This is a genomic window from Staphylococcus hyicus (assembly GCF_000816085.1).
GTDB classification, from domain to species: domain Bacteria; phylum Bacillota; class Bacilli; order Staphylococcales; family Staphylococcaceae; genus Staphylococcus; species Staphylococcus hyicus.
Genome location: NZ_CP008747.1, coordinates 1,703,239 through 1,727,396, shown reverse-complemented (window position 1 = coordinate 1,727,396; position 24,158 = coordinate 1,703,239). Strand labels below are relative to the sequence as shown.

The window sequence follows — 24,158 nt, the reverse complement described above, 5'->3', positions numbered from 1 at the left end:
ACAATAGGTGACATGACGGCTAAAGCAAAAACCTTCAGCAGCCATACTAGGGGACTGTTGAAGGTAATTTTATGTTATTGGTACGATGTGATTTAAACACGCATTCTATGAGGTGTACAGGATGCTATCGTCACTTTTAAATGTTTTATCTTAAAAACCAACGTGCAAACGCATAGCCAATAAGCATAATGACTAAAAGGATAAGAATTGGGATAACCAAATTTATACTTATCATCTCGAAAATTCCTCCATTCATGATTTAATTCCATTGTAACGGGTTATATACATAAGTGAAAGTTTAAAAGAATCAGTGAGTGGGAGTACAAATTAGTCCTATGACATTTAAGTGCTGCCACATCATAATTTTGTGGCACATGACAATAATGTCTCAACCACATCAAGGAGGACATACGGAATGAAAATACCAAAAATTACTACGTTTTTAATGTTTAATGGAGATGCTGAAGAAGCGGTGCATCTGTATACGTCTTTATTTGATGATAGTGAAATTATTACAATGGTAAAATATGATGAGTCAACACCAGAACAAGCTGGAAAAGTCCAACATACTATTTTTAAACTAAACGGACAAGTCTTTATGGCCATTGACAATATGAATGGCACAGAAATTGAGATGAATCCAGCGATGTCATTGTTCGTAACGGTTAAAGACCAATACCAAATGGATGTACTTTATAATGGTTTAAAAGATGGTGGAGCAATTTTAATGCCAAAAACAGAAATGCAACCTCAGTATCGTGAATTTGCATGGGTTCAAGATAAATTTGGGGTGAACTTTCAACTCGCACTCCCTGAATCGCAAAAGTAAGCGTTTCATAATAAAGTATGATCATACATGAAGACAAATTTTATAGGATCGAGATATCGTCATTCCAATACTGCATAAAGAAGCCTTCAAAACGCATGAAACGTGTGTTGAAGGCTTCTTTAATGTGAGCATTTACATATGAGACGCTTTTTTTAATGACATAATCTTATCAAGGTCTGGCGTTGCGTAAAGTGTTCTTTGATTATCATATGTTACAAACCCTGGTTTTGCTCCACTCGGTTTATGCACATGACGAATTTCGGTATAGTCTACTGGAATTTGTCCAGATTGTCCTGCTTTGGAGAAATATGCCGCAATCATCGCCGCTTCTTCTATTGTACGTTGCGTAGGCGCATCCGACATGATTACAACATGACTGCCTGGTATATCTTTTGTATGAAACCATAATTGTGACTTTTTCGCAAGTTTGTTAGTTAAATAGTCATTTTGCTTATTATTTTTTCCAACGTGAATGGTATCGCCATCTGTAGAAATATATGTTTGTAATGTGATACGTTGATTTTTTTTGGATTTCTTATGTTTACGTTGTTTAATAAACCCTTGTTCGGCTAATTCTTCACGAATATCATCGATTTCGTCAACAGTAATATGTGTGAGTTGTTGTTCGATGTTTTCAAAGTAAGCAATATTGGCTTTTGTTAGTTCAATTTGATGTTTCAATTCGCGTTCGCGTGTTTTGAGTCTATTATATTGCTTATAGTAAAATTGGGCGTTATCAGCCGGTGTTTTCATCGGATTGAGAGGTATTGTAACTTCTTCGTTTGTATAATAATTGATTGTGATTAACTGCGTATCGCCTGTATTCAATTGATAGATATTCGCAGTAATCAATTCACCATAAAGGCGTTGCGTCTCTTTGTTTAGAGTTCCGTCTAATTCATCTACCAACTTACTTAGTTTATTTGCGTTTTTTTGCAACAATTGATGCACTAATTTCACTAAATCGTTCGCCCGTTGTTTCACACGTTCTCGTTCACCGCGAGCGTCATAAAAACGATCTAACAAATGATGTAATGAGTCGAAAGTCACTTGATCATCATAAAATTGTGATAACATCATAAAGTAAAAATCTTCTTTGCCTGTTTCGTGATTTTTATGAAATACGGGTGTAGGTGCTTGGTCTATATCATGAAGTACTTCATCATAAGCTTCTGGTAATGTTTGCGTCGTCATAAATGGTCTACGGCTAGTAATTTCTTTAGTGATTAAAGGTGAGAAACCTTCGAACGTTTGTAAAAGTTGGCGATCAATTTTGCCAGCATTAAAATCAATATATCGCAGCACTTCTGCACCGTTACATTCAAAAGGATTACGCTTATTTTGAGAAGGTGGTGCCTCATATGAAAATCCAGGCATTACAGTGCGATAAAGATTGGTATTCGGCGTTAAATGTTTGAAGCCTTCTATAATTTTACGCTGTTCATTCACAAGGATAAGATTACTATGTTTCCCCATAATTTCTAAAATTACCGTTCGATAAATGGTGTCTCCAATTTCATCTTTACTCATTACGTCAATTTCAATGCGTCTATCATTTCCAATTTGACGTATCGATTGGATAATACCACCTTCTAAATGTTTGCGGAACACACGTGCAAACATAGGGGGTTCAAAAGGATTGTTATATTTTTTCTCAGTTAAATGAATGCGTGCGAAATTTGGATGAATGGATAACAACAATTGATGGTTTTGACGATGCTGTCGTACGACCAAGATAATCGTGTCATTTTCCGGTTGGTTTATTTTATGGATGCGTCCAGAGACTAAAAATTGTAGTGAGTCAACCATTTTTCGTGTAAAAAGTCCATCAAAAGCCATATTTAAGTGCCACCTTTACTAAAATTCATTGGTTTATTATAACATGCACATGACCGTTATGCAGATTAAACATTTCTGTAGGTAAGCTCTATACAATAGAATTAAAATTATGGTAAGATATGTTAATAACTATAGAATAGCGAAGGAAAGGTCGTAAGGAATGGATACTGAAAAAGGCTTACTTATAGTACTCTCAGGCCCTTCTGGTGTAGGAAAGGGCACAGTTCGAAAGCGGATTTTTGATGATCCAACGACATCTTATAAATATTCAATTTCAATGACAACACGTGAGATGCGTGTCGGTGAAGTAGATGGCGTGGACTATTTTTTCAAAACAAGGGATGAATTTGAAAAACTTATCGAAGACGATGCATTTATTGAATACGCTGAATATGTTGGCAATTACTATGGCACACCTGTTCAATATGTAAAAGATACAATGAATGCGGGTCATGATGTCTTTTTAGAAATTGAAGTTGAAGGGGCAAAACAAGTTCGCAAAAAGTTTCCAGATGCTTTGTTTATTTTTTTAGCGCCACCGAGTCTTGACCATTTAAGAGAACGCTTAATTGGACGTGGAACAGAGTCTGAAGAAAAAATACAAAGTCGTGTAAATGAAGCACGTAAAGAAGTCGAAATGATGAACTTATATGATTATGTCGTAGTGAATGATGAGGTTGACCTTGCGAAAGACCGAATCCAAGCTATTGTAGAAGCAGAACACTTAAAACGGGAACGTATCGAAGCAAAATACCGAAAAATGTTATTGGAGGCCAAAAAATAATGTTATATCCACCTATTCATCAATTACAAGATAAAATTAGTTCTAAATATTTAATTGCGACGACTGCAGCGAAGCGTGCGCGTGAAATCCAAGCTGATCCAGAACATTTATTATTAAATGATTATTCGAGCAAAAAAACAGTGGGACGTGCTTTAGAAGAAATTGCTGCTAATAAAGTACACCCATACGTAGACCCTAAAAATTTCTAATTCTTATTTTTAACGATGCATGTTATAAAAGGCTAAAACAACTTAATCCAGAGTTGTTTTAGCCTTTTAGTATGTATCACCTGTTGTGGTTTAAAAGATAAAAGTCTCAAATGGTAGTCAGTCATAAAAAAGTGAAATCCTTAGCGACCTATATTATAATCTAATCAAGTGTTTTTACGGGAGTGGAAGAAATGAAAAATATATTACTCGGAGTTACAGGTGGTATCGCAGCATATAAAGCAATTGAATTAACTAGTAAACTCACACAAGCCGGCTACAATGTGCGCGTTATGATGACAGAACATGCGCAACAATTTGTGACACCATTATCGTTTCAAGCGATAAGTCGTCAACCCGTTTATACCAATACGTTTATAGAGGAAAATCCCGCAGAAATACAGCATATTTCATTGGGAGATTGGGCGGACTTGATTATAATTGCACCAGCAACAGCTAATACGATTTCCAAACTCGCACACGGGTTAGCGGATGATATTGTGACATCGACTTTACTTGCGACTTCTACACCTAAGTGGATTGCGCCAGCGATGAACGTCAATATGTACAACAATCCGCGAATTCAACACAATATGATGGTTTTAGCAGAAGATGGGTATCGTTTTATTGAACCAGGGGAAGGTTTTTTAGCTTGTGGTTATGTCGCTAAAGGACGTATGGCAGAACCGCTTGATATTACAGATATGGTTCAACATCATTTTTCAGAAGTGCACACGACATCTCAAAATGCATCACAGCATCCGTCTTATTTTAAAAATAAACGCGTTTTAATTACTGCAGGACCAACTGTCGAAGTCATAGATCCCGTACGTTTTGTTTCAAATCGTGCTTCAGGAAAAATGGGCTATGCAATTGCAGAAGTGCTTGTTACACTTGGTGCCAATGTGACATTGATATCTGGCCCAACGGCTATTAAGGTGCCTGATGGTGTTACTTTTATCTCTGTCCAAAGTGCACAAGATATGTTTGATGCAGTTTATGCCCATTATCAAACACAAGATATCATTTTTAAAACGGCAGCGGTTTCGGATTATACACCGTGTGCACCGTTAGAACATAAAATGAAAAAACAAGATGGAAACGTAAGTGTTGAATTTAAAAGAACCATCGATATTTTAAAATTCTTAGGTGAAGAAAAAACACATCAAAAACTTGTAGGGTTCGCAGCCGAAACACAAAATGTCGCACATTATGCATTAGATAAATTAAAACGTAAACGCGCTGATGTAATTATTGCCAATAATGTCGGTGATACATCGATTGGATTTAATTCAGATGAAAATGAAGTAACGATGTATTTCAATGATGGACATGAAGTGCCCATTTCTAAAGGCGCTAAAATTGAAGTTGCGCGCCGTATTTTAAATACATTAGAAGGTGAATGGCAATGACCATTGCACAAGTCATTGTAGATGTGGATTCTAAAAGTGTTGATCGTACCTTTGATTATCGTATTCCTAACGATTTGTTGTCAGTTATACAACCAGGTGTTAGAGTGGTTGTGCCATTTGGACCACGAAAAATACAAGGCTTTGTGATGGCGTGCCTACCAGATGATAAAGCGGAATATGATTTAAATAAATTAAAGCCTATACTTGAAGTAAAAGATATTCAGCCTGAACTGACTGAAGAATTGGTGCATTTGAGTCAATGGTTTAGCCGATATTTTGTATGTAAACGCATATCTATATTAGAAACGATGTTGCCGAGTGCGATAAAAGCAAAATATAAAAAAGTATTTAAAATCAATGATGTACAAGCACTTCCTGAATCTGTGTTAAATTATTTCGATCGTCATGGGCAATACGCCTATCATCAAGCGCAAAATGATCATATGATTCAAACATTACGCCCTTATTTAGAAAAAGGTCACATACATGAAGAAACGATATTACATCAATCAATGGCTAAAAAAACAAAAAAAGCTGTTAGAGTGATAGATGTTGAACAAGCTGAAAGTTATTTAGATGTATTAAACAAACAGCCTAAACAATATGAATTATTAGCTTATTTATTAGATGAACGTCATAGGGATGTATTTTTGCAAGACATATTAGACATTGGGTTTTCGAATTCATCCATTAATACTTTATCAAAACATGGTGTGATAGAAAAATATGATGCGATTATTGAACGCGATCCATATTATGGGCGTGTATTTGAAGCAGAAACGAAACGTACGTTGACGCAAGAGCAACAAGCCACATATAAGCAATTAAAACAAGCGACTGAAAGTGAAACGTCTCAAACGTTTTTGCTTCATGGTGTGACTGGCTCTGGTAAAACAGAAATTTATCTTCAAATTATTGATAAAGTGTTAACTGATGGCAAAACAGCGATGATGTTAGTACCAGAAATCGCGTTAACACCTCAAATGGTAAACCGATTTAAACGTCGTTTTGGAGATGAGGTTGCAGTTTTGCATTCTGGTTTGTCTAAAGGAGAAAGATATGATGAATGGCGAAAAATAAGAGATGGTCGTGCACGGGTTAGTGTAGGTGCACGCTCAAGTGTATTTGCGCCTTTTAAGAACTTAGGCATGATTATTATAGACGAGGAACATGAAGCCACGTATAAGCAGGAAGATTATCCTAGATATCATGCGCGCGACATAGCAATTTGGCGTTCTCAATATCATCAATGTCCTTTGGTACTCGGAAGTGCAACACCGAGTCTCGAAAGTTATGCACGTGCTGAAAAAGGCGTGTACCAACTTTTGTCTATGCCTTCGCGAGTCAATCACCAGCCTTTACCTGAGATAGAAATCTGTGATATGCGAGAAGAACTAGCAAATGGAAATCGTTCAATGTTTTCAGAAAAACTGAAAGAGGCTATCCAAACAAGACTAGATCGACGTGAACAAGTGGTATTATTTTTAAATCGTCGTGGTTACGCATCGTTTATGTTGTGTCGTGATTGTGGTCATGTGCCACAATGTCCGAATTGCGATATTTCTTTAACGTATCACAAAGCATCTCATCAACTTAAATGTCATTATTGTGGTTATCAAACAGAAGCGCCATTTCAATGTCCTAGTTGTGAAAGTGAACATATTAGACAAATGGGAGTAGGAACACAAAAGGTTGAAGAATACTTACATGACATCTATCCTGAGGCACGCATCATTCGAATGGATGTGGATACTACGACTCAAAAAGGCAGTCACGAAAAGTTGCTTAAACAATTTGAAGAAGGTAAAGGTGATATTTTACTCGGAACGCAAATGATTGCGAAAGGATTGGATTTTCCCAATATCACCCTCGTAGGTGTATTAAATGCTGATACATTACTTAATTTACCTGATTTTCGTGCAAGTGAACGGACATTTCAGTTGTTGACACAAGTCTCCGGTCGGGCGGGAAGGCATGAAAAATTAGGAGAGGTGATTATACAAACATACAATCCTGATCATTACGCTATTCAAGACGTGAAAGCGAATGACTTTATTAATTTTTATCTTAAGGAAATGAAATATCGTCAAATCGGTCAGTATCCACCGTACTATTACTTAATCAACTTTACGATTACGCATTCGAATATGAAAAAAGTGTTAGAAGCGGCGACACATGTCCATCAAATTTTGATTCAACATCTTTCAGATAAAGCGCTAATTTTAGGGCCGTCCCCGGCAGCAATACCGAGAATCAATAATGAACATCGCTTCCAGGTACTTGTTAAGTATAAAAGTGAGCCATCATTGATACATGCTTTAACGTATTTAGATGATTATTATCACGAACAGTTTATAAAAGAAAAATTAGCTTTAAAAATTGATATTAATCCACATATGATGATGTAAAGAACATACGAAAGTTATGTTTGGTAAATATAGCGTGAATAGGTATTTGATTTTGAGATTAGAAGTGAAGCAAAAAGGTAAAATAGTGGAAGAAAACTATGGGTGACGACCCCACATTTTTTAGAAATGGACATGTAAAATAGCCATTCTTAGATAGGCATGTGTCTGTTTTAGTTAAACTGTGTATTGGAGTAGCAATGTTAGTTGTGTTGCTAAATCCTTAGTATCTTGTCCTTTTGATACTACTGCGGTATTTATTACGTTGTATGCAGATATATTTTCATAAAACTGTTCAAAATATAGATGGAAAGCTGTGGGTTGTAAAATAATATGCAAATAGAGGTGTTATCAATGAATACTATAGATGAAGTATTAAAGTCACTAGGGTGGCTAGATTTAATATTTACAATCCCTATGTTTTTATTATTTTCATATTTGCCCGGTGACCATATGTTTAATATATTAATCAATTTCATTATTGTAATATTTTTTAGTATTGGTTTGGTGCTTTCATCACATTGGCTAGCATGTCGGTTTTTAAAAAAATAATATTTTTTTATGAATAGCGTGGCTATGGTACAAGTTCTATATAAGGTCAATATGTATGGAAAGTGACACATCTTGAGCCACGAAACCTTTGATAAAAACCTATTAAATCAACGTTGTTACATCCCTATACACAGTTATCTGTCACAATCCATTATCCACATATGATAATGTCATATATTTTAAGATCTACATGAAAGTAAAACATTGAAATCAACGCGATTTGGGTTTTACTTTCTTTTTTTAGTTGTCTTGCCTTGCGACTTTTAATATATTTCAACATTGTAATACAATCGTTATGTACGTATCCAATGTGCGTCATCGCAATTTTATTAAATTTAAGCTATAATATAATGATGAATTTTAATAGGAGATTTGGACATGGCAATAAAGAAAATTCTAACGGATAAGCATCCGTTAATTCGTAAAAAAGCAGCACGTGTGACAACATTTGATGAACGCATAACACAAATTATTCAAGATATAGAAGATACGATGTATGCAGCTGGTGGACAAGCTTTGAGTGCGCCACAAATAGGGGTTTCACTTCAAATTGCGATCGTAGATATGGAACAAGATGGATTACTTCAATTGATTAATCCTACAATAATCAGCGTATCAGATACAACGACAACTGAACTCGAAGGATGTTTAAGTGTCCCGAATCGCTATGGTGAAGTTACGAGAAGTCAAATGATCACTGTTAAAAGTCAAGATGTTTATGGTCGAGATGTGGAGTTAACGGCTTATGATGATGTTGCACGTATGATTTTACATGAAATTGATAACCTGAATGGTGTGCTTTTTACGGATATAATGGATCGAGAAATTACAGAAAAAGAGTTGGAGGCGTATTACGACAATGAGTAAAATTATTTTTATGGGTACACCTGATTTTTCAACATCAGTTTTAGAAATGTTAATTCAAGAACATGACGTGATTACTGTTGTGACGCAACCAGATCGTCCAGTGGGTAGAAAGCGTACATTAACACCCCCACCTGTGAAAAAAGTTGCAGTGGCGCATGATATTCCTGTTTTGCAACCTGAAAAGCTTGCACATTCAGAAGCGCTTGAGCAGCTATTAAATATGGAATGTGATGTAATTGTGACAGCTGCGTTTGGACAATTGTTACCAAACGAATTATTAACACACCCAAAATATGGCGCTGTGAATGTACATGCTTCATTATTACCAAAGTATCGTGGTGGGGCGCCGATTCATCAAGCGATTATAGATGGTGAAAAAGAAACGGGTGTCACAATTATGTATATGGTCCAACAACTTGATGCTGGGGATATCATTTCACAACGTGCAATTCCAATAGAAACGCATGATAATGTGGGCACGATGCATGATAAATTAAGTGCGCTAGGGACTGAACTTCTCAAAGAGACGTTACCGAGTATTTTGAATGGTACGAACGCACGTATACCCCAAGACACTGCACACGTATCGTTTGCCTCAAACATTCAACGCGAGGATGAATGGATTGATTGGCATCAAGATGCGCGTCGCATTTTCAATCACATTCGTGGATTATCACCGTGGCCAGTTGCCTCTACGACTTTAGAAGACAAAACAATGAAACTATATGCCGCAACAATCGTCTCTAATGTTTCGGGGCGACCTGGTGAAATTATAAAAACAACGAAAAAAGAAATCATTGTCGGAACGGGTTCAGATGAAAGCATTGCTTTAACAGAAATTCAATTGTCAGGTAAAAAGCGCATGCCGACTTCAAACTTCTTGAGTGGCTACCATGATACGTTGGTTGGAAAGGAATTAGGATAAATGACTTTAGTACGTGCATTAAGTCTAGATACCATTGAAGCTGTTTTTAAAGAAGGCGCATATAGTAATTTAAAAGTAAATGAAGTCTTAAAACAAGAGCAATTAAATGCCAATGATCGCGGTCTATATACGGCTCTAGTTTATGGTACGATTCAACGTAAAATAACGTTAGATTATTATTTAAAACCATTTTTAAAAACGAAAATTAAAGGATGGGTAAGACGTTTATTATGGATGAGTATTTATCAATACGTTTATATGGATAAAATTCCAACTCATGCTATCATCAATGAAGCTGTTGCATTAGCTAAAAAGCGAGGAGGTCAACAAACCGGGAATACGGTGAATGCTATCTTAAGACGTATGACTTCAGAGACGCTACCAATATTCAGTACAATTAAAAATGACATCGAACGCTTGTCCATCGCTTATAGTATCCCTCAGTGGATTATTAAACATTGGAAAACGCATTATGGTCTAGAAACGACAGAAATGATTGCACAAGAAATGTTAAAACCAGTTCCTCAAACAGTGCGAGTGAATAAAACACATACAACGGTAAATGAAGTCAAGCAGCAACTGGAATTAGAAGGTTTTCATGTTGAAAGGGACGCACATTTAGATGTCTGTTTACATGTATCACAAGGTTCTATCATTCATTCTTCTCTTTTTAAATCTGGAAAAATTAGCATTCAAGATAAAAGCTCAATGTTTGTAGGTGCACTCTTAGCACCAAATCAAGGTGATCATATATTAGATTGTTGCAGTGCACCAGGGGGAAAAGCATGTCATACTGCAGAGATATTGCATGGCACGGGTCATGTGGAAGCAACCGATGTCCATCCACATAAAATAGCGTTAATTCAGCATAATATCGATAAGTTGAACTTAAAAAACATTTCAACTTATGTACATGATGCCACACAACCTTACGACACGCACTACGATAAAATTATCGTGGATGCACCTTGTAGTGGCTTAGGGGTATTACGTCATAAACCTGAAATAAAATATATGATGACTGAACAAGATGTAACATCTTTAGTTGATTTACAACTTCAAATATTAGAAAATGTATCTCAACATTTAAAAGAAGGTGGCACATTAGTGTATTCCACATGTACAATTGAACAAATGGAAAATGAAAATGTGATCTATACTTTTTTAAAAGCACATCCGGATTTTGAGTTTGAAATTTTTGAAAGCCCAAAAAGTAATGAACGTGTGAAAACATTACAAATTTTACCGCAAGATTTTAATACTGATGGCTTTTTTATTACTAAAATTAGGAGAAAGGAACATTCGAATGATCACTGCAGATAAGAAAAAAAAGAACAAGTTTTTACCAGATTTTGAGAAACAGTCGATTTATTCACTCCGTTTTGATGAAATGAAACAGTGGCTTCTTGAACACGGTCAACAAAGTTTTCGAGCAAAACAAATATTTGAATGGCTTTATGATAAACGTGTAAATCAATTTGATGAAATGACGAATTTATCTAAAGATTTACGCCAGTTGTTAGCAGATCACTTTATAATGACGACTTTAGAAACTGTGGTAAAGCAAGAAAGTCGTGATGGCACAATTAAATTTTTATTTCAACTACAAGACGGTTATACAATTGAAACTGTATTGATGCGTCATGATTATGGAAACTCCGTATGTGTGACAACACAAGTGGGATGTCGTATTGGTTGTACATTTTGTGCCTCCACGCTAGGTGGACTTAAACGTAATCTAGAGGCAGGCGAGATTGTATCGCAAGTGTTAACAGTTCAAAAAGCGCTTGATGAAACGGATGAGCGCGTGTCTTCTATCGTTATTATGGGAATTGGTGAACCTTTTGAAAATTATGATGAAATGATGGACTTTCTTAAAATTGTCAATCATGATGAAGGTTTAAATATTGGTGCACGTCACATTACTGTGTCAACATCAGGGATTATTCCAAGAATTTATGATTTTGCAGATGAATCATTACAAATTAACTTCGCGGTGAGTTTACATGCAGCAAATAACGATATTCGTTCGAAACTCATGCCAATTAATAGAGCATATGATGTGAATAAATTAATGGAAGCGATACATTATTATCAAGAAAAGACAAACCGACGTATCACGTTTGAATATGGCTTATTCGGTGGTGTGAATGACCAAATTGAACATGCACGTGAACTTGCAGCGCTTATAAAACCTTTAAATTGTCACGTGAACTTAATTCCAGTAAACCACGTCCCAGAACGTAATTACGTTAAAACACCAAAAGATGATATTTTTAAATTTGAAAAAGAATTAAAACGATTAGGAATCAATGCTACAATAAGACGTGAACAAGGTTCAGATATCGATGCAGCATGTGGTCAATTACGTGCAAAAGAACGTGAAGCAGAAACGAGGTAGAATCGATGTTAAACGCAGAATTATTTTCAGATGCTGGTTTTTACCGAGAACAAAATGAAGATGCGGGTGGAATTTTTTACAATCAAACGGATCAACAATTGCTTGTTATTTGTGATGGCATGGGTGGTCATCAAGCTGGAGAAGTTGCTGCACAATATGTAGTGGAGGCGCTCCAAAAGCGTTTTGAGGAAGAAAATTACATCGAACAAGAAAACGCAGAATTATGGTTGAAGCAAACGCTTCAATCTATTAATCTTGAGTTGTTTCTTTTAGCCGAAAGTGAACAAGCGTATCATGGTATGGGAACAACATGTGTATGTGCTTTAATTTTTGATCATCACATTGTCGTTGCAAATATTGGTGATTCAAGAGCCTATTTAGTAAATGGCCGTTATTTTGATCAAGTTACAATTGACCATACGTTCGTAAATCAACTCGTGATGTTAGGGCAAATTACGCAAGAAGAAGCATTACATCACCCTCGACGAAATATCATTACAAAAGTAATGGGGACAGATCGTCGTGTAAATCCTGATGTATTTACAAAACGCATTCATTTTTACCAATATTTGTTACTTAATTCTGATGGTTTAACAGATTATGTTCCTTTACAAGCCATTCATGATGTACTCAACCAGCAAACAACTTTGGCTGAAGCAGGTGAAGCCCTTATTGCGCTAGCGAAATCTTATGAAGCTAAAGATAATACTTCTTTTGTTTTAGCGGAAATTGCAGGTGATCCTGTATGATTGGACGTATTATTGATGAACGTTATGAACTAAAGCATATTTTAGGCGGCGGCGGTATGAGTAACGTCTATGTTGCTTGGGATCGTATTTTGAAACGCCAAGTAGCTGTGAAGATGATACATGTTCCGCCAAATGAAAAACATGAAACAATAGCGCGCTTTGAACGTGAAGTACAAAATACAACATTATTGTCCCATGAAAATATTGTAAGTGTGTTAGATGTTGGTGAAGAAGATGATTGTTTCTTTTTAGTGATGGAATATATTGAAGGTCCTACGCTTTCTGATTATATTAAATCTCATGGACAATTGGCCCCAGAAAAAGCAATTAAATTTGCAAACCAAATTTTTAAAGGCATTCATCATGCCCATGAAAAAGGGATTATTCACCGAGACATTAAGCCACACAATATCATTATAGATCGTAATCAAACGCTTAAAATTGTTGATTTTGGTATTGCTAAGGCGCTGAGTGAGACTGCGATGACCCAAACGAATCATGTCGTAGGAACAGTTCAATATTTATCTCCTGAGCAAGCAAAAGGTGAAAAAACAGGGGCGCGTTCTGACATTTATTCGTTAGGGATTGTATTATATGAAATGCTTATCGGTCACCCGCCATTTAATGGTGAAACACCTGTCAGTATCGCAATCAAACAAATACAAGATCCAGTTCCAAATGTTTCTGATACGCGTCATGACGTGCCGCAAGCTTTAAGCAATGTGATTTTAAAGGCAACTGAAAAAGATCAGTCTAAACGTTATACATCTGTTTCAGAAATGCGTCATGATTTAAGTTCGACATTATCTGAAGCAAGAGCGCATGAAACACTTTACCATCCTAACGAAAGCGCAACAAAAACAATTACGCTAGATAAAAACGCGATTAAAAATGAATCTCCTCAACCTAAATCGGTTCAGCAAACAACTCAAATCCCTGTTGTTACGACAGCACCACATTCGACGGTATCTATGAAAGAGGGCTATCAAAAACGTTCAAAAGGGAAGAAAATTTTATTTGGTCTCATATTTATGGTGTTATTTTTCAGTTTATTTATCTTTGTCGCTGCAGCAATGATGGGAGACAAATATAGCCAAGTCCCTGATGTCCGTGGCAAAAAAGAAGTACAAGCTGAAAAAATGCTTAAAGATAATAAATTAAAAGTAGGGCGTATTTCTCAAGATTATAGTGATGATTATGCAAAAAACCATATTATGAAAGTCAAACCTGAAGTTGGCGACAAGGTTGAACAAGGGACGAAAGTTGACCTCGTTGTGTCTAAAGGTGAACATATTGAAGATATGCCAAACTTAATTGGCCAATCAAAGGCTGATGCTGTGAAAACGTTAGAAGAGTTAGGATTTAAAAATGTACATTTCACCACAGCATACACGCAACATGATATTGCTAAAGGGAACATAGAAGGTCAAAGTATCACACCTGGGAAAAAAGTGTCTGTATCTAAAGAACGTGTTGAAATTACAGAGTCTTTAGGTAAACGTCAAATTTACGTGGATGATTATACAAACAAAAAGTTTTCGACTGTGAAAAAAGAATTAGAAAATAAAGGATTGACGGTAAATGTCGAGTCCGAACGTGAAGACGATAAGATTAAAGCGGGTCACATCATCAATCATTCTCCGCGTAAGACAGAAGTAGATGAAGGCAGTACCATTAGCTTTATCGTTTCAAAAGGTGAAAAATCAGAGGATAAAGACGAATCATCACCGGATAAAACGTACTCAGAAAGTTTCACGATTCCTTATTCAGGTAAAGGAAATAAACCACAAAAAGTTGAGATTTTTAAAAAAGATAAAAATAGCAATGGTGTATCTCCAATACAATCATTTAACATTACAAAGACCATGACACAAAGTTTGAGTTTCGTTATTGAAGAGGGTGGCGAGGCAAGCTACATGGTTAAAGTTGATGGAAAAACTATAAAAGATGAAACCATAGCATACGATGATGTATAATGTTACGATATTAGCTTGATTCAATTGGATTGCTCAAAGTGTTTCGTTTAAGTCTTTATACAAGATGATGCGATCATATCTATTATCCTAAGTCACGTTAATGAAGAAATATGCGGATAATGTATGATAGTAATATGGTCCTAAGTCTAGCAACCCTATAAATAAAAAACATCCAACAACATTCATGCCTACATGAACGATTGTTGGATGTTTTTTATTCATACATTTAGTCAATATGGTGAGATTGATGATGAGTATAAAATATCGTTTTGATTGATATCGTAGCGCTGTTTTAAATGCATTATGAACTCCGACCATCATTTGATGAATGCAACACCGTTTATATTATTTATATGTTTAAAATTATGTATACATGTATTGAAAAATTGTGATTCAGAAGGGAAGGGGGATAACGCTTCTTTTTTATTAGATTATTGAGATTGATTCACGTTATAATAGGGTAAATTGAAAGAAAATGTATTACGGGGGGACATAAAAGTGGCAAAAAAACTACCAAAAGATTCAGGACTGGATAACACATTTAAAGTTTTAAAAGAGGCATATACATATGTACCATGCCGCTTGGAAAAATTTAATACTAAAGCATTTCAAACAAAAGCTATGGGCATGAAACCAATTGTTGTAATTAGTGGGAAAGAGGCTGCAGAGTTATTCTATAATAATGACGTAATGCAACGTGAAAAAACATTGCCTAAACGTGTTGTAAATACACTTTTTGGTAAAGGTGCGATTCACACAACTAAAGGCAAAGTTCATGTGGATCGGAAAGCATTATTTATGTCGTTAATGACTGAAGAAAATTTAAAATATTTACGTGAACTCGCACGTAATCATTGGTTTGTACACACAGAGCATATGCAAACTCAAGATGAAGTGAATATTTATAAAGAATCAATTTATGTTTTAACAAAGATTGGTTTTAGATGGGCGGGCATTCGTCAAACAGCCGAAGAAGCTGAACGTAATGCGAAAGACATGGATGTCATGATTGATTCATTCAAAGGGCTTGGTCAAACACTTGGTAGCGGCTATCGCAAAGCCAAAAAAGCGCGCGCACGAGTTGAACAATTTTTAGAAGATCAAATAGTTGCTGTCCGTAATGGTGAAATTAAAGCTGAACCAGGCACAGCCCTATACGAATTTGCACATTGGGAAGATTATAAAGGAAATCAAATGGACGCGCGATTATGTGCTGTTGACTTAATGAATGTGGTACGTCCACTTGCAGCAGTGAATCGTTTTGTAAGTTATGCCGTGAAAGCTATGATTGAGTATGATCAAGAACGCTTGAAACTGCAAGTAACAGATGACCCTAATTATGCCTATAAATTTGCACAAGAGGTACGCCGAATTTTTCCATTTGTGCCGTTTCTACCAGGTAAATTTAAGAAAACAGTTGAATTTGATGGTTATCGCATTAAAAAAGGTACATTCACATTGTTAGATGTTTTTGGCACAACGCATGATCCAGATTTATTTGAAAACCCTTATCAATTCAACCCAGATCGATTTGACAATTGGGATGGTAGCCCATTTGATTTAATCCCACAAGGTGGGGGGGATTTCTACACAAACCATCGTTGCGCAGGAGAATGGATGACGATTATTGTGATGGAAGAAACAATAAAATATTTTGCTAATAAAATTGATTTTGATGCGCCAGCGCAGGATTTATCAGTAAAATTAGATCAATTCCCAGGTAAAGTGACAAGCGGTACACTCATTAAAAATGTACGTCCGCGACTTCAATAATAATACGTTAATGCGACTTGGTAACGTTGTCGCGTTTATTATACGTCTTCAAAATGCTATTACGATTGGTTTTGAAGACGTTTTTTATGTATTAATGTATCTCAGCGTTTTCTTTCGGGTTTGTATGTTAGGGACTTAGTTAAAAAATTGTAAATCATAGCTTTCACATGTGCATTCACCACAACCTTTGCTATAATGAATTTGAAATCAACATTAAACGAGGTGCCAAAGTGAAAACAGGTCGAATTATAAGGTCGATAAGTGGCGTTTACAGAGTGAATGTAGATGGTCAATTATACGATGCCAAGCCGAGAGGTTTATTTAGAAAAAAACAAATATCACCTATCGTTGGTGATATCGTTGATATAGATGATGAAACTCATGCGTCAGGTTATATTCATCATATACATCCAAGAAAAAATGAATTAAAACGTCCACCTGTAAGTAATATTGATTTACTCGTTATTGTCATGAGTGCGGTAGCGCCTAATTTCTCTACCCAATTACTTGATCGTTTTCTTGTGATAGGTCATTCTTATGGCTTAACCCCTCGTATCGTTGTAACGAAAAAAGATTTAGCTACTCCAGATGAGGTACATAAAGTGAATGCGCTTTTAGAAGTGTATAAGAAGATTGGCTATGCAACGCAATTTGTCGGTAAAGACGATATCGCAGAAGACATCTTTAACGAATGGGAGCCAGGATTAGCGGTTCTTAGTGGTCAATCAGGTGTAGGAAAATCCACTTTATTAAATAAATACAAACCTTCATTTAACATTGAAACGAATGAAATTTCTACCTCACTCAATCGAGGAAAGCATACGACAAGACATGTGGAATTATACCCACGTCATAATGGTTTCATTGCAGATACACCTGGGTTTAGTGCATTAGACTTTGACCATATAGACAAAGATACATTAAGAGATAATTTCATTGAAATTAGTCAATATGGGGCGTCCTGTAAATTTAGAGATTGCTATCATACAAATGAACCCAAATGTTACGTGAAAAAGATGGTGGAGGAAGGTCACATAGAACCATTCAGATATGAACATTATGTACAATTACTCCATGAAATTTCTAATCGAAAGGTGAAATACTAATGACAAAAATTTTTCCTTCTTTACTATCAGCAGATTTTATGAATCTTGAAACAGAAATTGACAAACTTACAGAAGCAGGTGTAGATGGTTTACATTTTGATGTTATGGATGGTCAATTTGTTCCTAACATCTCTATAGGATTTCCAATTTTAGAAGCTTTAAGATCTAAAACCACCTTACCTATAGATGTCCACCTTATGATTGCAAATCCCGAACAGTATATTGACGACTTTTGCGAGAAAGGTGCGGATAAAGTATCAGTTCATATTGAAACGACCCCTCACATCCATAGAGCGATACAAAAGATTAAAGCGCACGGGAAGGAAGCTGGGGTTGTCATCAATCCAGGGACGCCTGTATCACAATTATTCAGTATCTTACATGACGTAGACTTTGTACTCGTGATGTCTGTGAATCCAGGTTTCGGTGGTCAAGCATTCATTCCACAAAGTGTAGACAAAATTAAGGCGTTAAATGACTATAGAAAAAAACATCATCTCAGTTTTAAAATTGAAGTTGACGGTGGCGTTAACAATCATACAGCAAAATCAGTCATCGAAGCAGGGGCGGATTGGCTTGTGGCAGGGTCGTACTTTTTTAAATTCGAAGCGTACGATTCAGCTTTAAAACATTTAAAATGTGAGGGATAATTGATGAAAAAACGAATTCATTTGTTATGCAGTAAGCGCAATATACCAAATCGATTGTTGGAGAAAAAGTGCGATGAAGATTGGGTGGGTGTCGATCGAGGCACGTTTGAATTATTGCAAGCAAATATTCAACCTGTATATGCTGTAGGTGATTTCGATTCTGTTACAGAACATGAACGCCGCTTTATTGAAGCACGTATGGCTATTGAGATCATGCCGAAAGAAAAAGATTTAACTGATCTCGCATACGCCGTTCAAAAAGCGATTGACATGGGATACAAAAAAATTAAAATTTACGGTGCAACAGGTGGTCGATTAGATCATTTTATGGGAGCAATGCAAATTTTAAAAAATGTTGATTTTAAAGACAAAAAAATTCAACTTATTGATAAACAGAACATCATAGAGTTATTAACACCGGGCAAATATAAAAAAAGACGTAAAAGTCAATACACGTATGTATCTTTTGTCCCAGCGACTGATAATGCTACATTAACGTTAAAAGGGTTTAAATACACACTTGAACATCAATATTTAGAACAAGGGTCTACATTAACAATCTCAAATGAATTTAAGGACAGATATGCGGATATCATCGTTCATGAGGGTCTAATTTATCAAATCCGTAGTAAAGACTAATTTACAGAGTCTGTATGAGTGAAACATATAAATACGTTGTGCTTTAAGTTTATTTTAATTGTGTCTAGAACATAAATCATTTCAATTTATGTCCTTGCGCTTCGCTTTTCTAGGTGTCTTACCTCAACTCCGGAGCATTACAGAAATTTAATTGATTTTGTAGTAATGCCCACCGGTGCATAAAGACGTTAGGCATGCAATGCGTTACGTCTTCATTACACTTATGAACATGCGTGAATAGCTGGTCTACCTAAGTTGCGCGCATACGCAATCCAGCCAGCTACTGCCTTATATATTGTAAAAGCCAATAGTCTTGAATTTCTGTACTCAAAATGGATTTTCGGTTTCGGCTTAATGCCTCAGAAGTCTCGACTAAGGGATTAATCACTATTTATTATAGGGTTCATCACTAAAATTATTAATATAGATAATAGCCAATAAAGTTCATGTATTATTGAATTTTGTTGGTTTATTTTTTAATTAACAGGGGGGCTATGTTTCAACCCCATATTTAATTAAGTGAGTCGCTATGACGCAATAGCGTTTAATTTGTAAAAGCCGATATGAAAATATAAAAATCCCGTGCCTTCCACATAAAGACACGGGATTCATATTCATATCATTCATTTCTCAATTGAGAGATGTGCTTCTGATAATTACACGCGAGTAACTTTACCAGATTTTAAAGCACGAGCTGAAACCCAAACTTTTTTAGGTTTACCATCAACTAAAATTCTAACTTTTTGTAAGTTAGCATTCCAACGACGTTTAGTTGAGTTTAATGCGTGAGAACGGTGGTTACCCGTTGACGCTTTACGGCCTGTTACGAAACATTGTTTACCCATCATCGTACCTCCTTTAAGAAATACAAATACACTTTGCTACTACATACTAAGGTAATATACCACATTCAAATTTGTAACGCAATAAAAAATAAACGATATATTAGAAAATGCTTTGTGCATGACGTACTTTCTGATATAATCTTAAATTGTGATTAAATAGTTGCATGTTTACAAAATCTTTAAATAAGGTAGTTCCTTATGGAAAGCTTTAAATAAATTTAGTAAGATAGATATAAATATGTAAATGGATACTAATGGGATAGTATGTTGAGTTGGAAATGAGTGCAAGTTTGCACGTCAGCAAAAATAACAGGTATATAAGGTGTTATGTTTTCTAACTTCCGATATTTGAAATCCGAGAATTAACATCTAAGAAGACATCCAAGTTATTTCTAGTAACTCCATATATACAAGTGTTGAATAAGGAGGCTTTATTTATGTCATTAGAAATTACAAACGATTACGGCAGCATAGATATTTCAAACGAGGTCATTGCATCAGTTGTAGGTGGCAAAGCAGTCGAATGCTATGGCATCGTCGGAATGGCTTCACGTCAACAAGTTCGTGATGGATTAGCGGAAATTTTAGGTCATGAAAACTACGCAAAAGGTATCGTAGTAAAAGAAAATAACGGTATTTTGGATGTAGATATGTATATTATAGTCAGCTACGGTGTGAAAATTTCTGAAGTTGCACAAAATGTACAAGCTACCGTGAAGTATACACTTGAACATACACTAAAACTAAAAGTGAATTCAGTAAATATTTTTGTACAGGGCGTGCGTTTTAATAACGACGGTAATGACAAATAGGAGGACATTCGGATGGTTACGAAAATCAACGGCGATTTATTTGCCGAAATGATTATACAGGGAGCACAAAATTTATCTAATAATGCGGATATGGTGGATGCATTGAATGTATATCCAGTTCCAGATGGGGATACAGGAACGAATATGAATCTTTCAATGACATCTGGGAGAGAAGAAGTACAAAACAATCCTTCACACCACATCGGAGAATTAGGCAAAACGTTTTCTAAAGGGCTATTGATGGGCGCACGAGGTAACTCAGGTGTGATTCTATCACAAATCTTTAGAGGATTCTCGAAAGCGTTAGAAAGTGAAAAGGAAATTGATGCAAAAGGCTTTGTAAAAAGCTTTGAAGCTGGTGTGAATACAGCATATAAAGCAGTCATGAAACCTGTAGAAGGTACTATTTTAACAGTGGCAAAAGATGCGGCACATGCTGCTACTGAAAAAATCAATGACACTGACAATTGCTTAGAAATTATGGAACATGTGTATGAAGCAGCACTAAAATCACTTGAAAATACACCGAACTTACTTCCTGTCTTAAAGGAAGTCGGAGTTGTAGATAGTGGTGGTAAGGGCTTAACACTTGTGTATGAAGGTTTCTTAATGGCAATGAAAGGTGAAAAAATTGAAAAAAAAGCGCCTAGTGTCGATAAAGAAGCATTTTTTAATGACGAGCATGACTTTCACGGTGTAATCAATACGGAAGATATCGTGTATGGGTATTGTACTGAAATGATGGTACGCTTCTTACCGGGAAAAGCGAAATTCGATGAAACAACTTTTAGAGACGAAATGAGTCAATTTGGTGATTCATTACTCGTTATTAGTGATGATGAAATCGTTAAAGTTCACGTACATACTGAGACGCCAGGGGAAGTATTTACGTTCGGTCAGAAATATGGTGAATTAATTAAAGTAAAAGCCGAAAATATGCGTGAACAACATCGTGAAGTATTGCGCAAAGAAGCAGCGAAAACAACTGAAGCAGAAACCCAATCAAATGAACCTGTAGAGACAGCAATTATTACAATTTCTATGGGTGATGGCATTACTAAATTATTCAAATCGATGGGTGCCACGCATGTCATTAGCGGTGGTCAAACTATGAATCCATCTACTGAAGATATTGTTAAAGTTATTGAGCAAAGTGGTTGTAAGCGTGCAATCATCTTACCAAACAATAAAAATATCCAAATGGCAAGCCAACAAGCAGCTGAAATTGTAGATGTAGAAGCCGTAGTGGTACCGACAAAAACCATCCCTCAAGGAATAACAGCGATGTTCAACTATGACGGTACGGTCGATTTAAAACAAAACCATGACGCCATGACAAACGCGTTAGAAGATGTTAAGTCTGGATCTATAACGTATGCGGTGCGCGATACTAAAATCGATGGCATCACAATTGAAAAAGATGCGTTTATGGGACTTGTTGAAGATAAAATTGTCGTTAGTGACAAAGATGTTAACGTGACGTTACAAAAAACATTAGAAAAAATGTTAGATGAGGATAGTGAAATTTTAACGATTATTGTTGGTGAAGAAGCAACTGAAGCACAAACAGAATGGATTGAATCCTTTATGGAATCTAATTTTGAAGATGTAGAAGTTGAAATTCAACAAGGTCAACAACCGATTTATCCTTATTTTTTCTCAGTTGAATAAACATTTTAAAATCACAGGAAATGGGTATAAACCATTAACCTGTGATTTTTTTAGGGAATACTGTGAGTTTATTTGTAAGCTATATCACAATATTTCAAAGCATGTGAATGCTTGTTATAATGTGAATGTCTTGCATTAATATGCAACTAGGGGGTAAGAAATGATGAAATATAAAAGTGTTTTTGACATTATAGGCCCGACGATGGTAGGCCCATCGTCTTCTCATACAGCTGGTGCAGTGCGCATTGGTCTTGTTGCTAGAGATTTATTTGGCAAGCAACCACAACAAGCAGATATTTACTTATACGGCTCATTTATGGAAACATATCGCGGGCATGGTACAGATGTAGCATTAGTTGGTGGACTTTTAGGTTATGACACCGATGATAGTCGTATTGAAACTAGTCTAGAAACAGCAAAAGCGCAAGGGATGCGTGTTAATTTTATCGAAATGGCAGAAGAACGTGCGCACCCTAATACCGCGATTATTGATATGATTGATGGTGATCAACATATTTCTGTTGAAGGTGTCTCAATCGGTGGTGGCAAAATTGAAATCGTCGCAATAAACGGATTTAAATTAGCGATAAGTGGTAACTATCCAACGCTACTCGTCTTTCATCAAGATACCTTTGGTACGATTGGTAAAGTGGCAAACATAATCGGAGATCACAGTATTAACGTGGGCAGTATGCAAGTGGCGCGTAAAGAAAAAGGTGACCAGGCGCTGATGACATGTGAACTTGATGAAGATATAAATGAAGTGATACTAAATGAGATTCGTCAAGTTCCAGGTGTGGTTACAGTCTCCTTAATGGGTGATGCGTAGAGAATGGAGGGGATAGCATGTTTAAAAATGTTAAAGAATTAATCGCGAAGTGCGAAGCAGAAGATAAAGCGATTTATGAAATCATGATGGAACAAGAAATGGCTGTCACAGGTCTGTCTAAAGAAGAAGTATATGCGCATATGAATAAAAATTTAGAAACCATGGAACATGCCGTTGAAGAAGGCATCAATGGTGTTACTTCTAAGACGGGGTTAACAGGCGGTGACGCTGTCTTAATGAAACGATACATTGAAAGTGGGCGTTCAATTGCAGGTGAGACGCTCCTCGATGCGGTTAGTAAAGCTGTCGCCACAAATGAAGTGAATGCTGCAATGGGCAAAATATGTGCAACGCCTACAGCGGGTTCAGCTGGTGTTGTTCCAGGTGTATTATTTGCTTTAAAAGATAAATTGCAACTTTCACGTACAGATATGTTAAACTTCTTATTAACATCAGGTGCGTTTGGTTTTGTTGTAGCGAATAATGCATCGATCTCTGGTGCAGCGGGTGGTTGTCAAGCAGAGGTGGGGTCAGCAGCAGCGATGGCTGCGGCTGCTGTTGTGGAAGCAGCAGGCGGCACACCGAGACAATCAGCAGAGGGGTTTGCAATTTGTATGAAAAATATGCTCGGCTTGGTTTGTGATCCTGTAGCAGGCCTTGTTGAAGTCCCTTGTGTTAAAAGAAATGCCGCAGGTGCGTCTAATGCGATTGTCTCAGCTGATATGGCTTTAGCAGGCATTGAATCACGTATTCCTACAGATGAAGTGATTGACGCGATGTATCGTATTGGTCAAACAATGCCATCAGCACTTCGTGAAACAGGACGCGGTGGGCTTGCAGGTACACCGACAGGTCAGCGTTTAAAACAACAAATTTTTGGTGATTAAT

Annotated in this window: 22 protein-coding genes; 20 read left to right on the top strand and 2 right to left on the bottom strand. The window is 36.3% G+C overall.

The features are described 5' to 3' along the window. Positions 1–415 precede the first annotated feature (415 nt). Positions 416–829: a VOC family protein gene (locus SHYC_RS08165; protein WP_039646145.1), complete on the top strand. Its 414-nt coding sequence runs from the start codon at positions 416–418 to the stop codon at positions 827–829. A 132-nt stretch (positions 830–961) separates the two neighbouring features. Here SHYC_RS08165 and SHYC_RS08160 read toward each other — a convergent pair whose 3' ends face one another. Continuing rightward, positions 962–2,668 carry an Rqc2 family fibronectin-binding protein gene (locus SHYC_RS08160; protein WP_039646143.1) on the bottom strand — a complete coding sequence of 569 codons (1,707 nt, stop codon included), beginning with the start codon at positions 2,666–2,668 and terminating at the stop codon, positions 962–964. Positions 2,669–2,828: 160 nt separating this feature from the next. Between SHYC_RS08160 and gmk the strand changes: the two genes are divergently transcribed. The 15 genes from gmk to SHYC_RS08085 all read left to right on the top strand — a co-directional run bounded on the left by gmk (position 2,829) and on the right by SHYC_RS08085 (position 19,113). Continuing rightward, a complete protein-coding gene (gene gmk, locus SHYC_RS08155) occupies positions 2,829–3,452 on the top strand; it encodes a guanylate kinase (RefSeq protein WP_039646141.1) in 624 nt (207 codons plus the stop codon). Beyond that, positions 3,452–3,661 carry a DNA-directed RNA polymerase subunit omega gene (gene rpoZ / locus SHYC_RS08150; RefSeq protein ID WP_039646140.1) on the top strand — a complete coding sequence of 70 codons (210 nt, stop codon included), beginning with the start codon at positions 3,452–3,454 and terminating at the stop codon, positions 3,659–3,661. Before gmk ends, rpoZ begins: the two co-directional genes overlap by 1 nt. 191 nt (positions 3,662–3,852) lie before the next feature. Beyond that, positions 3,853–5,070, top strand: a complete 1,218-nt coding sequence (coaBC, locus tag SHYC_RS08145) for a bifunctional phosphopantothenoylcysteine decarboxylase/phosphopantothenate--cysteine ligase CoaBC (RefSeq protein WP_039646138.1) — start codon at positions 3,853–3,855, stop codon at positions 5,068–5,070. Further along, positions 5,061–7,478 carry a primosomal protein N' gene (priA, locus tag SHYC_RS08140; protein ID WP_039646136.1) on the top strand — a complete coding sequence of 806 codons (2,418 nt, stop codon included), beginning with the start codon at positions 5,061–5,063 and terminating at the stop codon, positions 7,476–7,478. The genes coaBC and priA overlap by 10 nt, the downstream gene beginning before the upstream one ends. 351 nt (positions 7,479–7,829) lie before the next feature. Then, entirely contained in the window at positions 7,830–8,027 is a 198-nt protein-coding gene (locus SHYC_RS12495) for a DUF6007 family protein (protein WP_039646134.1), read from the top strand. A 378-nt stretch (positions 8,028–8,405) separates the two neighbouring features. Next, entirely contained in the window at positions 8,406–8,894 is a 489-nt protein-coding gene (locus SHYC_RS08130) for a peptide deformylase (protein ID WP_039646131.1), read from the top strand. After that, positions 8,887–9,819, top strand: coding sequence for a methionyl-tRNA formyltransferase (gene fmt, locus SHYC_RS08125; protein WP_039646129.1), 933 nt, complete (start codon positions 8,887–8,889; stop codon positions 9,817–9,819). Before SHYC_RS08130 ends, fmt begins: the two co-directional genes overlap by 8 nt. After that, a complete protein-coding gene (gene rsmB / locus SHYC_RS08120) occupies positions 9,820–11,142 on the top strand; it encodes a 16S rRNA (cytosine(967)-C(5))-methyltransferase RsmB (RefSeq protein ID WP_039646128.1) in 1,323 nt (440 codons plus the stop codon). Then, positions 11,126–12,220 carry a dual-specificity RNA methyltransferase RlmN gene (gene rlmN, locus SHYC_RS08115; protein WP_039646126.1) on the top strand — a complete coding sequence of 365 codons (1,095 nt, stop codon included), beginning with the start codon at positions 11,126–11,128 and terminating at the stop codon, positions 12,218–12,220. The genes rsmB and rlmN overlap by 17 nt, the downstream gene beginning before the upstream one ends. Before the next feature lie 5 nt (positions 12,221–12,225). After that, positions 12,226–12,969, top strand: a complete 744-nt coding sequence (locus tag SHYC_RS08110; RefSeq protein WP_039646124.1) for a Stp1/IreP family PP2C-type Ser/Thr phosphatase — start codon at positions 12,226–12,228, stop codon at positions 12,967–12,969. Continuing rightward, on the top strand, positions 12,966–14,945 hold the full coding sequence (pknB, locus tag SHYC_RS08105) for a Stk1 family PASTA domain-containing Ser/Thr kinase (protein ID WP_039646123.1): 1,980 nt from the start codon (positions 12,966–12,968) through the stop codon (positions 14,943–14,945). The genes SHYC_RS08110 and pknB overlap by 4 nt, the downstream gene beginning before the upstream one ends. A 498-nt stretch (positions 14,946–15,443) precedes the next feature. Next, positions 15,444–16,718 (top strand): cytochrome P450, encoded by a 1,275-nt coding sequence (locus tag SHYC_RS08100; RefSeq protein ID WP_039646121.1) that lies wholly within the window; start codon positions 15,444–15,446, stop codon positions 16,716–16,718. 230 nt (positions 16,719–16,948) lie between these two features. Further along, positions 16,949–17,824, top strand: coding sequence for a ribosome small subunit-dependent GTPase A (rsgA, locus tag SHYC_RS08095; protein ID WP_039646119.1), 876 nt, complete (start codon positions 16,949–16,951; stop codon positions 17,822–17,824). Further along, positions 17,824–18,474: a ribulose-phosphate 3-epimerase gene (gene rpe / locus SHYC_RS08090; protein WP_039646117.1), complete on the top strand. Its 651-nt coding sequence runs from the start codon at positions 17,824–17,826 to the stop codon at positions 18,472–18,474. The genes rsgA and rpe overlap by 1 nt, the downstream gene beginning before the upstream one ends. Positions 18,475–18,477: 3 nt before the next feature. After that, a complete protein-coding gene (locus SHYC_RS08085; protein ID WP_039646115.1) occupies positions 18,478–19,113 on the top strand; it encodes a thiamine diphosphokinase in 636 nt (211 codons plus the stop codon). Positions 19,114–19,769: 656 nt separating this feature from the next. Here the strand turns inward: SHYC_RS08085 and rpmB are convergent. Continuing rightward, on the bottom strand, positions 19,770–19,958 hold the full coding sequence (rpmB, locus tag SHYC_RS08080) for a 50S ribosomal protein L28 (RefSeq protein WP_037564748.1): 189 nt from the start codon (positions 19,956–19,958) through the stop codon (positions 19,770–19,772). 437 nt (positions 19,959–20,395) lie between these two features. Here rpmB and SHYC_RS08075 point away from each other — a divergent pair, with 437 nt between their 5' ends. From SHYC_RS08075 to sdaAA, 4 genes are all read left to right on the top strand, one after another. Then, entirely contained in the window at positions 20,396–20,770 is a 375-nt protein-coding gene (locus SHYC_RS08075; protein WP_039646113.1) for an Asp23/Gls24 family envelope stress response protein, read from the top strand. 12 nt (positions 20,771–20,782) lie between these two features. Next, complete coding sequence (gene fakA, locus SHYC_RS08070; RefSeq protein WP_039646111.1) at positions 20,783–22,441, top strand: fatty acid kinase catalytic subunit FakA; 1,659 nt, start codon at positions 20,783–20,785, stop codon at positions 22,439–22,441. 163 nt (positions 22,442–22,604) lie between these two features. Next, the gene (sdaAB, locus tag SHYC_RS08065; protein ID WP_039647664.1) at positions 22,605–23,270 is read left to right on the top strand and encodes an L-serine ammonia-lyase, iron-sulfur-dependent subunit beta; all 666 of its coding nucleotides are present in this window, start codon (positions 22,605–22,607) and stop codon (positions 23,268–23,270) included. Between the two features lie 17 nt (positions 23,271–23,287). Then, positions 23,288–24,157 carry an L-serine ammonia-lyase, iron-sulfur-dependent, subunit alpha gene (sdaAA, locus tag SHYC_RS08060; RefSeq protein WP_039646109.1) on the top strand — a complete coding sequence of 290 codons (870 nt, stop codon included), beginning with the start codon at positions 23,288–23,290 and terminating at the stop codon, positions 24,155–24,157. The last annotated feature ends 1 nt before the right edge of the window (position 24,158 follow it).